This is a genomic window from Caenimonas terrae (genome assembly GCF_042655405.1).
GTDB lineage: Bacteria > Pseudomonadota > Gammaproteobacteria > Burkholderiales > Burkholderiaceae_C > Ramlibacter > Ramlibacter terrae_A.
Window position 1 is genome coordinate 19,676 of record NZ_JBHSMF010000006.1, and the last position, 13,698, is coordinate 33,373.

Consider the following 13,698-nt stretch of genomic DNA (forward strand, 5'->3'; position numbering starts at 1 on the left):
CTCACTTCACAATACTTCCACGGCTGCAACCGGACCAATCAGGAGAACCCATGAAACTGCTGCACATCGATTCCAGCGCCCTCGGCGCCAATTCCGTCTCGCGCGAACTGACCAAGGCGATCGCCACCCAGTGGCAGGCCACCCACCCGGGCACCAGCGTGGAGTACCTCGACCTGGCGACGGACACGCCCAGCCACCTGAACGCCGATTCGCTCGGCTTTCGGCTCGCTCCCGGCACCGCCGGCCTGAGCGAGACGCAACAGCGCGAGAACGCCATCTCCGAGCGGCTGGTGAGCCAGTTCCTGGCGGCGGACGTGGTGGTGGTCGGCGCGCCGATGTACAACTTCTCGGTGCCCAGCCAGCTGAAGTCCTGGATCGACCGGGTGGCGCAGGCCGGCCGCACTTTCACGTACACCGACCAGGGCCCCAAGGGCCTGGCCGGCGGCAAGACGGTGATCGTGGCTTCCACCCGCGGCGGGGTGTACTCGAGCAACCCGGCGCTGGCCGCGCTGGACCACCAGGAAAGCTACCTGCGCACGGTGTTCGGCTTCTTCGGCGTGACCGACATCCGCTTCGTGCGCGCCGAAGGCGTGGCGATGGGGCCGGACGCCAAGGCGCAGGCGCTGCAGGCAGCGGCGACGGCGATCGGCGTGCCGACCTTCACCGCGGCCAACGCGGACCGGGCGACCATCGCCGCCTGAGCCTGGGGTCAGGCCCGCTTGGGCTTGTCCAGCACGTTGAGCGGGATGCGCAGGTAGGCCACGCCGTTCTCGTCGGCCGGCGGCAGCCGGCCGGCCCGCACGTTGACCTGGATCGAGGGCAGGATCAGCGTGGGCACGTCCAGCGTGGCATCGCGCGCGGTGCGCATCGCCACGAATGCCGCCTCGTCGATGCCGTCGCGCATGTGGATGTTCTCCTTGCGCTGCTGGGCGACCGTCGTTTCCCAGCGCGGCTCGCGGCCCGCCGGCGGATAGTCGTGGCACACGAACATGCGCGTCTGCGGCGGCAGGTCCAGGATGCGGCGCATCGACTTGTACATCGCATGGGCGTCGCCGCCGGGAAAATCGGCGCGCGCCGATCCCAGGTCCGGCATGAACAGCGTGTCGCCGACGAACACCGCGCCGTCCACCAAATAGGCCATGTCGGCCGGCGTGTGGCCGGACACCAGCAGCGCCGTGACCTCGACCTCGCCGATCCGGAAGGTCTCGCCGTCGCGAAACAGGTGGTCGAACTGGCTGCCGTCCGGCAGGAAGCCGCGCTCGAGGTTGTAGAGCTTGCCGAAGGTGGCTTGCACCTCGCGGATGCGCTCGCCGATCGCTATCCGGCCGCCGGCCTGCTGCTGCAGGTAGTGCGCCGCGGAAAGGTGGTCGGCATGGGCGTGCGTCTCCAGGATCCAGTCCAGCGTCAGCCCCTGCGCCCGCAGGTAGGCCAGGATGCGGTCCGCCGAAGCGGTGGCGGTGTGCCCCGAGGAGAAATCGAAGTCCAGCACCGGGTCGATCACCGCGGCGTGCCGGCTCGCCTTGTCGGCCACGACATAGGAGACGGTGCCGGTCTTGGCATCGTAGAAGGGCTCGATGGTTGTTCTGTCGGGCATGACGGGCTCCTGGCCGGTTCGTTCGATTGATTGATATTATATATCTTGATATAATAAGTCCGTTATCCCAAGTCGTCATTCGAACCAGGCCATGGCACCCAGACGAACCATCATCGACCCGGCGGTGCTGCGCGACGCGGCGGACCACGCCGTCGGCGCGCTCAAGCTGCTGGCCAACGAGGACCGGTTGCTGCTGCTGTGCCAGCTGTCCAGGGGCGAGATGTGCGTCAGCGACCTGGAAGAGGCGCTGGACATCCACCAGCCCACGCTGTCGCAGCAGCTGGGCATCCTGCGTGCCGAAGGGGTGGTGGAGACCCGCCGCGACGGCAAGCGCATCATCTACAGCCTGGCCGACCCTAAACTGGTGCAGCTGATCGCGCTGCTGTATCGCCTTTACTGCACTGGAGAATGAACCGATGACGATCGACTGGAATGCATTCACGCCCTGGTCCTCGCTGGCCGGCGGCGTGCTGATCGGCATCGCCGCGGCGATGTTCATGCTGCTCAACGGCCGGATCGCCGGCATCAGCGGCATCCTGGGCGGGCTGCTGCGCCCGGCGCGGGGCAACGTGGCGTGGCGCGCCGCCTTCGTGCTCGGCCTGGTCGCGGCGCCGGCCGTTTGGCTGCTGGCCACGGCCCTGCCGCGGCCGCAGATCGACATCGGCTGGGGCGCCCTGGTGGTGGCCGGCCTGCTGGTCGGCGTGGGCACCCGCTACGGCGCCGGCTGCACCAGCGGCCACGGCGTCTGCGGCATCTCCAGGCTGTCGCCCCGCTCGCTCGTCGCCACGGCGGTCTTCATGGGGACCGGCTTCGCCACCGTGCTCGTGGTGCGCCACCTGCTGGGCGCCTGAGGAACTGCCATGCCCATCATCGTCTCCCTGTTCACCGGCCTGATCTTCGGCCTGGGCCTGATCCTGTCGGGAATGAGCAACCCGGCCAAGGTGCTCGGCTTCCTGGACCTGGCCGGGCGCTGGGATCCGTCGCTGGCGCTGGTGATGGCCGGCGCGATCGCGGTCGGCGTGCTGGCGTTCGCGCTGGCCCGCCGCCGCGCGCTGTCGGTCCTCGGCCTGGAAATGCGGCTTCCCACCGGCGGTCCGATCGACGCCCGGCTGATGGGCGGCAGCGCGATGTTCGGCGTCGGCTGGGGCATCGCGGGCTTCTGCCCGGGGCCGGCGCTGGTCGCGCTCGGCATGGGCGAGCCGAAGGCGGCAGCCTTCGTCGCCGCGATGCTGGCGGGCATGGCGATCTTCGAACTGCTCGAGCGCGGGGAATTGCGCACTGCGACCGACGCGGCGTGACCGGGTGTTGCCCTCGCTAAGATGCGGCAACACAAGGAGACCTGCATGATCCCGACGATCTCTCGCCGCGCCGCGCTGGTGGCGGCGGCGCTGCTGCCCCTGGCCGCAAGTGCCCAGGGCACCGACCCCGCGACCGCGCCCTTCCCGACCCACGCCGTGCGGCTGGTGGTGCCCTTCCCGCCCGGCGGCGCCACCGATGCGCTGGCGCGGCAGATCGCCGAGAAGCTGACGCTGCTGTGGAAGCAGCCGGTGCTGGTGGACAACCGGCCCGGCGGCAACACCATGATCGGCACCGAGGCGGTCGCCAGGGCGCCGGCCGACGGCCACACGCTGGGCATCGTCACCGGCTCGCACGTGATCAATCCGCTGCTCACCGCCAAGATGCCGTACGACACGCTCAGGGACCTGACCGGCGTGATGCTGCTGACCGGCTTCCAGATGGCGCTGTACGCCCATCCCTCGTTCCCGGCCAACAACCCGGCCGAACTCATCGCGCTGGCCAAGAAGGAACCCGGCCGGGTGGCCTATGGCTCCGCCACCACCCAGAGCTACCTGGGCATGGAACGGCTCAACGCCATGGCCGGCACCAAGATGCAATACGTGCCGTACAAGGGCAGCGCGCAGGCCCTCACGGACGTGCTGGGCGGCCACACCCAGCTGATGATCGACCCGGTGCTGCAAAGCACCGTGGACCATGCCAAGAACGGCAAGCTCAAGGTGATCGCGGTGCTGGGTTCACAGCCCTCGCCGCTGACGCCCGGCGTGCCGCTGATGTCCACCGCGGTGCCGGGCTACGACTATTCGGGCGCCTTCGGCCTGGTGGCGCGGGCCGGCACGCCGCCGGCGCTGATCCGCCGGATCCGCGACGATTTCGCGGCGGTGCTGCGGCAGCCGGAGGTGGCTGCGCGGGTGCGCGAGATCGGCCAGGAAACCATTGCCTCCACGCCGGAGGAATACAACGCCTACATCCTGGCCGAGATGAAGAAGTGGGAGCCGATCATCAAGGCCACCGGCGCCAGGCTGGATTGACCGCACGCCGGGTCGAGCCCGGCACGACGTTCAACCCTGGTGCAGCTTGACGAAGGCGGCGAACTTCTCCATCCAGGTCTGCAGGAACTTCTGGGTGGCCTCGACCGTGACCTTGCCATGGGCGTCGACCAGGCCTTCCTTGAACTGCACGAAGGCCTCGGGCTGGCCCAGCGTCGGCATGTCCAGGTAAGCCAGCACGTTGCGCAGGTGCTGCTGCGCCAGCGCCGAGCCGATCGCGCCGCCCGAAGCGCCGATCACGCCGGCCGGCTTGCCGGCCCAGGCGCTCTGTCCATAGGGGCGCGAGGCGTGGTCGATCGCGTTCTTGAGCACGCCGGGGATCGAGCGGTTGTATTCCGGGGTGACGAACAGCACGCCGTTGGCACCGGCGATGTGCGTCTTCAGCCGCTTGACCTGCTCCGAGGGCGTGCCGTCGTGGTCCTGGTTGTACAGCGGCAGGTCGTCGATGCGCACGTCCTCGAACGTGAACCCGGACGGCGCCAGCCCGGCCAGCGCCAGCGCCAGCTTGCGGTTGATGGAATCCTTGCGGATGCTGCCGACGACGACAGCGATCTTGGTCGAACTCATGGAATCTCCTTCACAGACGATCGCCGATTATGGGCGGGCACGGCCCAAATGTGGTTGCCCCTGCGCTCAGTAATGCAAGCTCATCGTCATGTCGACGTTCTGGCCGTTGTAGTGGAAGCTGGCAGCCGAAAACGGCGGCGCGCCCAGCGGGCCGGTGGCGTCGTTGGAAAAGCCGTAGCCTTCGCGCGGAATGCCCAGGAAGTTGGTGTCCAGCTGGCCGTTCATGTTCTCGTCGTGGACCACCGCCATCGCATAGGTGCCCGGCGGGATGTCCTCGAAGTCGCAGCGCGCCTCGTTCTTGCGCACCTTGATCACCATCACGTTGGTGGCCATCTTCAGGTAGTCCTGCGGAAAGCCGGCCGGCGAGTCGAACAGCGCGCAGGCCACGGTGCCGGTGCTGTTCCTGATGTTCAGGATCTTGACGTGGATGCCGGGGCACTGCGCAGCCGTCAGGCCCGGCAGCAAGGCGAACAGCACAGAGGCGGCGGCGCCGCGAGCGAATGAGGCAGTCATGGTTGCGTCCCCTGTCGACCGCTCCAGTAAACGCGCTGCGCCGGACGGCACCCTGCGTTGGATCAAACGGGCGCAAGAAAACCGGCCGCCGCGCGCCGTTGCCGGGCCGGCAGGTCACTTCCCCTTGCTGTAGATCTGGTCGAAGCTGCCGCCCTCGGCGAAATGCGCCTTGTCGGCCGCGGCCCAGCCGCCGAAGGCCGCATCGATGGTGAACAGGTTGAGCCTGGGGAACTGCTTGGCGTACTTGGCCTGGGCCCTGGCCGAGACCGCGGGCCGGTAGAAATTCCTGCCGGCGATGTCCTGGCCTTCTTCGGAATACAGGTACCTGAGGTATTCCTCGGCGACGGCGCGGGTGCCCTTGCGGTCGACGTTCTTGTCCACCACCGCGACCGCCGGTTCGGCCAGGATGCTGATCGACGGTGCGATCACGTCGAACTTGGCGCCGAACTCCTTTTCCAGCAGATGTGCCTCGTTCTCCCAGGCGACCAGCACGTCGCCCTGGCCGCGCTGGGCGAAGCTGATGGTGGAGCCGCGCGCGCCGGTGTCCAGCACCGGCACGTTGCCGTACAGCCTGGCGACGAAGTCCCTGGCCCTGGCATCGCCGCCGTACTTGCGCCTGGCGAATTCCCAGGCCGCCAGGTAGTTCCAGCGGGCGCCGCCCGAGGTCTTCGGGTTGGGCGTGATGACGGCGACGCCGGGCCTGACCAGGTCGTCCCAGTCCTTGATGCCCCTGGGGTTGCCCTTGCGCACCACCAGCACGATGGTGGAGGTGTAGGGCGAGGCGTTGTGCGGCAGCTTCTTCTGCCAGTCGGGCGCCAGCCAGCCGCCGTGTGCCGCCAGCGCGTCGGTGTCGCCGGCCAGCGCCAGGGTGGCGACGTCGGCATCCAGCCCGTCGATGATGGAGCGGGCCTGCTTGCCGGAGCCGCCGTGCGACTGCCGGATCGCCACGTCCTGGCCGGTCCTGGCTTTCCAGTACCTGGCGAAGGCCGCGTTGTACTCGGCGAACAGCTCGCGCGTCGGGTCGTAGGAGACGTTCAGCAGGGTCACCGGCCCGGCCAGCACCGCCCGGGCCGGCAGGGCCAAGGCGCCGGCCAGGGCGGCGGCCAGGGGAATCTTGATAAAGTCGCGGCGCAGGCTCATTGGGTTTCCTTCCCGGCAGGGTCGTGATCGGACCAACCCATTCTGGAAGCCACACTCTCGAACTGGAACGACCGAGTTCTCAGTTACTTATCCGCATAAGCTAATCAGGAGGCCCACATGGCCCGTACCGTTCAATGCATCAAGCTGGGCAAGGAGGCCGAGGGCCTCGACTTTCCGCCCTACCCCGGCGAACTGGGCAAGCGCATCTGGGAGAACGTGAGCAAGGAGGCCTGGGCCGCCTGGCTCAAGCAGCAGACCATGCTGGTCAACGAGAACCGGCTGAACCTGGCCGACCAGCGCGCCCGCCAGTACCTGGCGCGCCAGATGGAGAACCATTTCTTCGGCGGCGGCGCCGACGTCGCGCAGGGCTACGTGCCCCCGACACCCTGACGCCATGAGCGGCGCCCGCGGGTTGCCGCAGCGGCGCATCCTGGACACCCGCTTCGGCCAGGGCCAGGCCTTCGTCGCCGCCTGGCAGGCCTGGAAGGACGACCCGCAGGGGCCGCGGATCCTGCATTACGTCGCCATCGCCGAACAGGCCCCGCACGGGCAGGAGCTGCCGCAGCCGCACGCGTGGTACGGCCTGCTGCCGGGCGTGCACCGGCTGGTGTTCGAGGGCGGCCATGTGCTGCTCACGCTGTGCATCGGCGACACCGAGCGCATGCTGCGCCAGCTCGACTTCCATGCCGACGCGGTGTTGCTGCATGGGGATGCGCCGATCCACCTGAAGGCGCTGGCCCGCTGCTGCCGCCGTGGCACCGGCATCGAAGTGCGCGATCCGGCCGCCGGCATGCGGCAGGCGCTGGAAGGCCATGGCTTCGTCCTGCAGGAGACGGACGATGCCGCGCTGCGCGGCGAGTTCGCGCCGGCGTGGCAGCCGCGTGGGCCCCGGCCGGCGCCCGCTGCCGTTGCGGGCCGCTGCATCGTGGTCGGCGCCGGGCTGGCGGGCGCAGCAGCCGCCGCCAGCATGGCCCGGCGCGGCTGGAGCGTGCAGGTGCTGGAGGCGGGGCCGGCGCCTGCCTGCGGCGCGTCGGGCCTGCCGGCCGGCGTGCTGGTGCCGCACAGTTCTCCCGACGACAACCTGCTGTCGCGGCTGTCGCGCGACGGCGCGCGGGCGACGCTGCAGCAGGCGCAGGCGCTGCTGGTGGCCGGCCAGGACTTCGAGCTCAGCGGCGTGCTCGAACACCGGCTCGACGGCCCGCCATCGCAACCGCCGCCATCGCCGGCGGCCGCGGTGTGGAACCGGCCGGCCGATCCCGGCCAGAAGCGGCTCGCCGCCCTGGATGCACAGGCCGCAGCCGACTGGCACCAGCAGGCGGCCTGGATCCGCCCGGCGCGGCTGGTGCAGGCCTGGCTGGCGCAGCCGGGCATCGCGCTGCAATGCGGTGCCGGGGTGGGGCGGCTGCGGCGCGACGCGTCGGGCTGGACGGCGCTGGCTGCGGACGGCCGCGTGCTGGCCGCGGGCGAGGTCGTGATCGTCGCGGCCGCGGTCGGCAGCGCCCTGCTGGTGGACGGCCTGACGCTGCAGCCGGTGCGCGGACAGGTCACCTGGGCGCTGCACGACGGCCCGCTGGCCCTGCCGCCGTTCCCGGTCAACGGTGACGGCAGCTTCATCCCCGCCGTGCCGACGCAAGCCGGTCCGGCCTGGGTCTGCGGTGCCAGCTTCGAGCGCGGCGCCACCGACCTGCAGCCGCGTGAAGCAGACCAGCAGGAGAACATCGACCGGCTGCGCCGGCTGCTGCCTTCGGTGTCGGCGCAAATGGAGCCGGCGTCGCGCCCGCTGCAGGCGTGGGTCGGCATTCGCTGCGCATCCAACGACCGCCGGCCGCTGGTCGGCCCGGTTGGAGAGGGAGGCCACGACGGGCTGTGGCTGAGCACCGCGATGGGCTCGCGCGGCCTGACGTTTGCCGCGCTGGCCGGCGAGCTGATCGCGGCCCGAATCCACGGCGAGCCGCTGCCGCTGGCCCGAAACCTGGCCCGCGCGCTTTCTCCGGACCGCCGCAAAAACCGGCCGGGAACCCGCGCCAGCGCTGGCGAATAAGCTTATCCGGATATCGCGCGAACCAAAAAATCGTTTGGTTCCATAAGCGCCTCTCTTAAAGTCGCGGCCTTGCGTGGCTGTGCAGCCGCGCGCTGTCACACACGCCCGCATGTACCAATACACAGAATTCGACAAGCAGTTCGTCCGCGCCCGCGCCGCGCAATACCGCGACCAGCTGGAGCGCAACCTGGCCGGCAAGCTCGGCGACGAGGAGTTCAAGCCGCTGCGCCTGCAAAACGGCTGGTACATCCAGCGCTACGCGCCGATGCTGCGCATCGCCGTCCCCTATGGCGAGCTGTCCAGCCGCCAGCTGCGTGCCCTGGCCACCATCGCGCGCGACTACGACCAGCCTGCCGCCGCCTTGTTGCAGGAGGCGCAGTCCAAACAGGACGCGCTCGGCCCGGTGCCGCTGCCGGCGGGCTTTCCCGGCGGCGGGTCGGTGCGCTCGCACCTCAAGACCGGCTACGGCCACTTCACCACGCGCCAGAACGTGCAGTTCAACTGGATCCCGCTGGTGGACAGCGCCGACGTGATGGAGCTGCTGGCCAGCGTCGACATGCACGGCATCCAGACCAGCGGCAACTGCATCCGCAACATCACCAGCGACGAGCGCGCCGGCATCGCCGTCGACGAGATCGCCGACCCGCGCCCGTTCTGCGAGATCCTGCGCCAGTGGAGCACGCTGCATCCGGAGTTCGCCTTCCTGCCGCGCAAGTTCAAGATCGCCGTCACCGGCGCGCGCGAAGACCGCGCCGCCACCTTCTGGCACGACGTCGGCCTGCACCTGGTCGAGAACGAAGCCGGCCAGCTGGGCTTCCGCTTCCTGGTCGGCGGCGGCATGGGCCGCACGCCGGTGATCGCCACCGTCATCCGCGAATTCCTGCCCTGGGACCAGGTGCTGAACTACCTGGAAGCGGTGGTGCGGGTCTACAACCGCTGGGGCCGTCGCGACAACATCTACAAGGCCCGGATCAAGATCCTGGTCAAGGCCGAGGGCCAGCGCTACATCGACGAGGTGGAAGCGGAATACAAGGGCATCGTCGAGATCGACGGGGCGCCCCACACCATCACCCAGGCGGAGCTGGACCGCGTGTCCGCCAACTTCCTGCCGCCGGCCTTGTCGCGTTCGATCAAGGGCGCGGCCGCCAAGGTGCACGAGATCGTGCGTGCGGGCGCCGAGGCCGACCCGGAATACGACCGCTGGCTGCAGCAGAACGTGGCCGCGCACAAGAACCCGCAGCTGCGCGCCGTCACGCTGTCGTTCAAGCGCCTGGGCCAGGCGCCCGGCGACGCCACCGGCGAGCAGCTGGACACGGCCGCCGGCCTGGCCGACCGCTTCTCCGCCGGCGAGGCCCGCGTCACCCACGACCAGAACCTGCTGCTGCCCTGGGTCCACCAGGACGACCTGCCCGAGCTGTGGCACGCCGCCAAGGTGGCGGGCCTGGCCAAGGCCAACATCCGGCTGCTGACGGACATGATCGCCTGCCCCGGCGGCGACTTCTGCTCGCTGGCCAATGCCCGCTCGCTGCCGATCGCCGAGGCGATCACGCAGCGCTACCAGGACCTGGACGAACTGCACGACATCGGCGAGGTGGACCTGCACATCAGCGGCTGCATCAACTCCTGCGGGCACCACCACAGCGGCCACATCGGCATCCTGGGCGTCGACAAGGACGGCAAGGAGTGGTACCAGGTGACGCTCGGCGGCTCCGACGGCTCGCTGCTGTCCGGCACGCCGACAGCGGGCAAAGTGGTCGGCCCCTCGTTCTCCGCCGCCGAAGTGCCGGAAGTGATCGAGGCCGTGCTGGACACCTATCGCCGTGAGCGCCAGTCCGCCGGAGGCAAGGCCGAGACCTTCATCGCCACGCTGCGCCGCGTCGGCCTGGACCCGTTCAAGGCGGCCGCCAACGCAGCACGCTTCACCGAACAGCAGGAAGCCTGACCATGGAATTCAACCTCCGCCTGATCGCGGCCGGCGACGCCGACCTGGAAGCGTCGATCCTCAACGTGCTGGAACTGCCCAACGACGCCGACCCGCGCGAGGTCTCGCTGGAAGGGATCGACCGGATCGACCTGCTGTTCCCGAAATTCAGCGACGGCCGCGCCTACAGCCAGGCCTTCGTGCTGCGGCGCCGGCTCGGCTTTGCGGGCGAGATCCGCGCCACCGGCGACGTGCTGATCGACCAGCTGGTGCAGATGCAGCGCACCGGCTTCACCAGCGCGGTGCTGCGCGCCGACCAGGACATCGCCGACGCGCTGCGCCAGTTCCAGCGCTTCGGCCGCTTCTACCAGGGCGACGCCGTGATCGTCGAGCCGCTGTTCAGGGAAGTGGCATGAGCGCCGCCGGGCCGTCCCAAGGCGCGAAGGCCCCCTCGGGGGGCAGCGCAGTCCACGAAGTGACAAGCGTGGGGGCCACACGCGGCGCGATCGACCTGCACGCCCGCCCGTCGAAGGATTTCGACGCGAAGCTGGCTGAAACCGAGGCCTTGTTGATCCGCGCCGCCGCCGAATTCTCGCCGCTGACCCAGGCCTCCAGCCTGGGCGCCGAGGACGTGGTGATCACCCACCTGATCAACGCGCTGCAACTGGACATCCCGATCTTCGTGCTGGACACCGGCATGCTGCATCCGCAGACGCTGGAACTGCTGGAGCGCACGGAAGCGAATTCGCGGGCACCGGTGCACGTCTACCGGCCGCGCAACGAGGCCGTGATCGAGTTCGTGGCCCGCGAAGGCAGCGAGCCGATGTACAAGAGCATCGCGCTGCGCAAGGCCTGCTGCCACATCCGCAAGGTGGAGCCGCTGGAACGCGCGCTGGCCGGCCAGAAGGCCTGGATCACCGGCCTGCGGCGCGAGCAGTCGAACGCGCGCGCCGAGGTGCCGCTGATCGACAGCACCGCTGCGAGAACGAAATTCAATCCGCTGGCCAACTGGAGCTGGGGCGACGTCTGGCATTACATCGCCGTGAACCGGGTGGACTACAACCCGCTGCACGACGAGTTCTTCCCCAGCATCGGCTGCGCCCCCTGCACCCGCGCCATCAGCCTGGGCGAGGACTTCCGCGCCGGCCGCTGGTGGTGGGAAGACGAGAACGCCAAGGAGTGCGGACTGCACGTGAACCAAGACACCCCCCTTCGACAAGCCCAGGACGATCGGATGACAGCATGAACGCCCGCGCCGAACCCCAACTGCTCGGCCAACTGAGCAACCGCCACCTTGACGCGCTGGAGGAGGAGACGATCTTCATCCTGCGCGAAGTGGCCGCCGTGGCCGAGCGGCCGGCCCTGCTGTTTTCCGGCGGCAAGGATTCACTGGTCCTGCTCAAGTGCGCGGAGAAGGCCTTCGGCGCCGGCCGCATCCCCTATCCGCTGCTGATGATCGACACCGGCCACAACTTCCCCGAAGTGACGGCCTTCCGCGACCTCCGCGCCCAGGAGCTGGGTGCGCAGCTGATCGTGCGCAGCGTGGAAGATTCCATGCAGCGCGGCACCGTGCGCCTGTCCCATGCCGGCGAATCGCGCAACGTCCACCAGTCGGTGACGCTGCTGGAAGCGATCGAGGAATTCCGCTTCGACGCGCTGATCGGCGGGGCCCGCCGCGACGAGGAGAAGGCCCGCGCCAAGGAGCGGATCTTTTCGCACCGCGACAGCTTCGGCCAGTGGCAGCCCAAGGACCAGCGGCCCGAGCTGTGGACGCTGTTCAACACCCGGCTGCAGCCCGGCGAGCACTTCCGGGTGTTCCCGATCTCCAACTGGACCGAGCTGGACGTGTGGCAGTACATCGAGCGCGAGGCCATCGCGCTGCCGTCGATCTATTACGCGCACCGGCGCGAGGTGATCGAGCGCAAGGGCCTGCTGGTGCCGGTGACGCCGCTGACCCCGCCCAAGGCCGGCGAGGAAGTGGTGACGAGGACCGTGCGCTTCCGCACCGTCGGCGACATCACCTGCACCTGCCCGGTGGAGAGCGTGGCGGCCGATGCCGGCGAAGTGGTCCTCGAGACGCTGACGGTGGAAGTGAGCGAGCGCGGCGCCACCCGCATGGACGACAAGACATCGGATGCTTCGATGGAAAAGCGCAAGAAGGATGGGTATTTCTGAATGAGCACGCCCAATCAACCCGTTCGCCCTGAGCTTGTCGAAGGGCTCGCTCAGGCTTCGACAGGCTCAGCCCGAACGGCTCCCCGCGATCATGATTCCGCCCTGCGCTTCATCACCTGCGGGTCGGTCGACGACGGCAAGAGCACGCTGATCGGCCGCCTGCTGGTGGACAGCAAGTCGGTGCTGCAGGACCAGCTGGCCGGCGTGCAGCGTTCGGGCGAAACCGACCTGGCGCTGCTGACCGACGGCCTGTCGGCCGAGCGCGAACAGGGCATCACCATCGACGTGGCGTACCGCTACTTCGCGACGCCCGGGCGCAAGTTCATCATCGGCGACGCGCCCGGCCACGAACAATACACGCGCAACATGGTGACGGCGGCTTCGAGCGCCGACGCCGCCGTGGTGCTGGTGGACGCCACCAAGCTGGACTGGGCCGATCCGGCGCTGGACCTGCTGCCGCAGACGCGGCGCCATTCGCTGCTGGTCAACCTGCTGCGGGTGCCGGCGATCGTGTTCGCCGTCAACAAGCTCGACGCGGTGCAGGACCCGGTGCTGGCCTTCGCCAACATCGGCGCGGCGCTGGCGGCGTTCACCAAGGCCGCCGGCATCACCGCGCGCGCCACCATCCCGGTGTCGGCCCTGAAGGGCCACAACGTGGTGGAAGCCCGGCCGGGCTGGTGCGGCTACCACGGCCCCTCGCTGCTGCAATTGCTCGAGCAGCTCGATTGCACCGGCGAGGAGACGCAGGAAGCGTTTTCCTTCCCGGTCCAGTGGGTGGAGAAGTTCTCGTCCTCGGCGGACACCAGCCAGGGCCGCCGGGTGTTCTGGGGCCGCGTCGCCACCGGCTCGGTGCGGCCGGGGACGCAGGTCAAGGTGCTGCCCAGCGGGAAGAGCGCCACGGTGGCCCAGGTCATCGACCACGCGCGCAAGCCGCGCGACATCGACGCCGGCCACAGCGCCGGCATCGTGCTGGACCGCGAGGTGGACATTTCGCGCGGCGACTGGCTGCTGACGCCCGGCGCATTGGAGCCGTCGCGCGAGCTTTCGGCCACCATCGCCTGGATGGACGACGAGCCGCTGGTGGCGGGACGGGTGTACTGGGCGCTGCACGGCCACCGCTGGGTCAAGGCCAGGGTCAAGCGGATCGTGCACAAGCTGGACATCGACACCCTGGCCGAGGCGGACGCCGATCACCTGGAGCCCAACTCGATCGGCCACGTGGAGCTGGCCCTGCAGGAGCCGCTGGCCACCCTGCCCTACCTGCGGTCGCGGATCCTGGGCTCGCTGGTGCTGGTGGACACGGCCAGCCACAAGACCGCAGGGGCCGTCCTCGTACGCTGAGGTCCTCCCGGGAACGGCGGGTTAAAATCAAGGGTTTTCCCCCTGCCCGTCGAACAAACGT

At 69.3% G+C, this 13,698-nt stretch carries 16 protein-coding genes; 12 read left to right on the plus strand and 4 right to left on the minus strand.

Annotation, left to right across the window (positions count from 1 at the left end):
* Positions 1 to 50: 50 nt before the first annotated feature.
* Complete coding sequence (locus ACFPOE_RS06950; RefSeq protein WP_376849291.1) at positions 51 to 701, plus strand: FMN-dependent NADH-azoreductase; 651 nt, start codon at positions 51 to 53, stop codon at positions 699 to 701.
* A gap of 8 nt (positions 702 to 709) precedes the next feature.
* Here the strand turns inward: ACFPOE_RS06950 and ACFPOE_RS06955 are convergent, their stop codons facing one another.
* Positions 710 to 1,594 (minus strand): MBL fold metallo-hydrolase, encoded by an 885-nt coding sequence (locus ACFPOE_RS06955; protein WP_376849292.1) that lies wholly within the window; start codon positions 1,592 to 1,594, stop codon positions 710 to 712.
* Between the two features lie 91 nt (positions 1,595 to 1,685).
* On the opposite strand from ACFPOE_RS06955, the gene ACFPOE_RS06960 reads away from it, so the two are divergent.
* The 4 genes from ACFPOE_RS06960 to ACFPOE_RS06975 are packed head-to-tail and all read left to right on the plus strand — an operon-like array spanning position 1,686 to position 3,921.
* Positions 1,686 to 2,006, plus strand: coding sequence for a metalloregulator ArsR/SmtB family transcription factor (locus ACFPOE_RS06960; RefSeq protein WP_376849293.1), 321 nt, complete (start codon positions 1,686 to 1,688; stop codon positions 2,004 to 2,006).
* 4 nt (positions 2,007 to 2,010) lie between these two features.
* Entirely contained in the window at positions 2,011 to 2,445 is a 435-nt protein-coding gene (locus tag ACFPOE_RS06965; protein ID WP_376849294.1) for a YeeE/YedE family protein, read from the plus strand.
* Positions 2,446 to 2,454: 9 nt separating this feature from the next.
* Positions 2,455 to 2,892, plus strand: a complete 438-nt coding sequence (locus ACFPOE_RS06970) for a DUF6691 family protein (RefSeq protein ID WP_376849295.1) — start codon at positions 2,455 to 2,457, stop codon at positions 2,890 to 2,892.
* A gap of 45 nt (positions 2,893 to 2,937) precedes the next feature.
* Complete coding sequence (locus tag ACFPOE_RS06975) at positions 2,938 to 3,921, plus strand: tripartite tricarboxylate transporter substrate binding protein (protein WP_376849296.1); 984 nt, start codon at positions 2,938 to 2,940, stop codon at positions 3,919 to 3,921.
* 30 nt (positions 3,922 to 3,951) lie between these two features.
* Here ACFPOE_RS06975 and ACFPOE_RS06980 read toward each other — a convergent pair whose 3' ends face one another.
* The 3 genes from ACFPOE_RS06980 to ACFPOE_RS06990 all read right to left on the minus strand — a co-directional run bounded on the left by ACFPOE_RS06980 (position 3,952) and on the right by ACFPOE_RS06990 (position 6,159).
* Positions 3,952 to 4,506, minus strand: coding sequence for an NADPH-dependent FMN reductase (locus tag ACFPOE_RS06980; protein ID WP_376849297.1), 555 nt, complete (start codon positions 4,504 to 4,506; stop codon positions 3,952 to 3,954).
* A 66-nt stretch (positions 4,507 to 4,572) separates the two neighbouring features.
* Positions 4,573 to 5,019, minus strand: coding sequence for a DUF2141 domain-containing protein (locus ACFPOE_RS06985; RefSeq protein ID WP_376849298.1), 447 nt, complete (start codon positions 5,017 to 5,019; stop codon positions 4,573 to 4,575).
* A gap of 114 nt (positions 5,020 to 5,133) precedes the next feature.
* Positions 5,134 to 6,159 carry a sulfate ABC transporter substrate-binding protein gene (locus ACFPOE_RS06990; RefSeq protein ID WP_376849299.1) on the minus strand — a complete coding sequence of 342 codons (1,026 nt, stop codon included), beginning with the start codon at positions 6,157 to 6,159 and terminating at the stop codon, positions 5,134 to 5,136.
* A 117-nt stretch (positions 6,160 to 6,276) separates the two neighbouring features.
* Here ACFPOE_RS06990 and ACFPOE_RS06995 point away from each other — a divergent pair, with 117 nt between their 5' ends.
* From ACFPOE_RS06995 to ACFPOE_RS07025, 7 genes are all read left to right on the plus strand, one after another.
* Positions 6,277 to 6,549, plus strand: a complete 273-nt coding sequence (locus ACFPOE_RS06995) for an oxidative damage protection protein (RefSeq protein WP_376849300.1) — start codon at positions 6,277 to 6,279, stop codon at positions 6,547 to 6,549.
* A gap of 4 nt (positions 6,550 to 6,553) precedes the next feature.
* Complete coding sequence (gene mnmC1 / locus ACFPOE_RS07000; protein ID WP_376849301.1) at positions 6,554 to 8,200, plus strand: FAD-dependent 5-carboxymethylaminomethyl-2-thiouridine(34) oxidoreductase MnmC1; 1,647 nt, start codon at positions 6,554 to 6,556, stop codon at positions 8,198 to 8,200.
* 109 nt (positions 8,201 to 8,309) lie between these two features.
* On the plus strand, positions 8,310 to 10,142 hold the full coding sequence (locus ACFPOE_RS07005) for a nitrite/sulfite reductase (protein ID WP_376849302.1): 1,833 nt from the start codon (positions 8,310 to 8,312) through the stop codon (positions 10,140 to 10,142).
* A gap of 2 nt (positions 10,143 to 10,144) precedes the next feature.
* Positions 10,145 to 10,537 carry a DUF934 domain-containing protein gene (locus tag ACFPOE_RS07010; protein WP_376849303.1) on the plus strand — a complete coding sequence of 131 codons (393 nt, stop codon included), beginning with the start codon at positions 10,145 to 10,147 and terminating at the stop codon, positions 10,535 to 10,537.
* A 68-nt stretch (positions 10,538 to 10,605) separates the two neighbouring features.
* Positions 10,606 to 11,367, plus strand: coding sequence for a phosphoadenylyl-sulfate reductase (locus ACFPOE_RS07015; protein ID WP_376849304.1), 762 nt, complete (start codon positions 10,606 to 10,608; stop codon positions 11,365 to 11,367).
* The gene (cysD, locus tag ACFPOE_RS07020; RefSeq protein WP_376849305.1) at positions 11,364 to 12,296 is read left to right on the plus strand and encodes a sulfate adenylyltransferase subunit CysD; all 933 of its coding nucleotides are present in this window, start codon (positions 11,364 to 11,366) and stop codon (positions 12,294 to 12,296) included. The genes ACFPOE_RS07015 and cysD overlap by 4 nt, the downstream gene beginning before the upstream one ends.
* A complete protein-coding gene (locus ACFPOE_RS07025) occupies positions 12,297 to 13,637 on the plus strand; it encodes a sulfate adenylyltransferase subunit 1 (RefSeq protein ID WP_376849306.1) in 1,341 nt (446 codons plus the stop codon). It begins immediately after the preceding gene.
* Positions 13,638 to 13,698 lie beyond the last annotated feature (61 nt).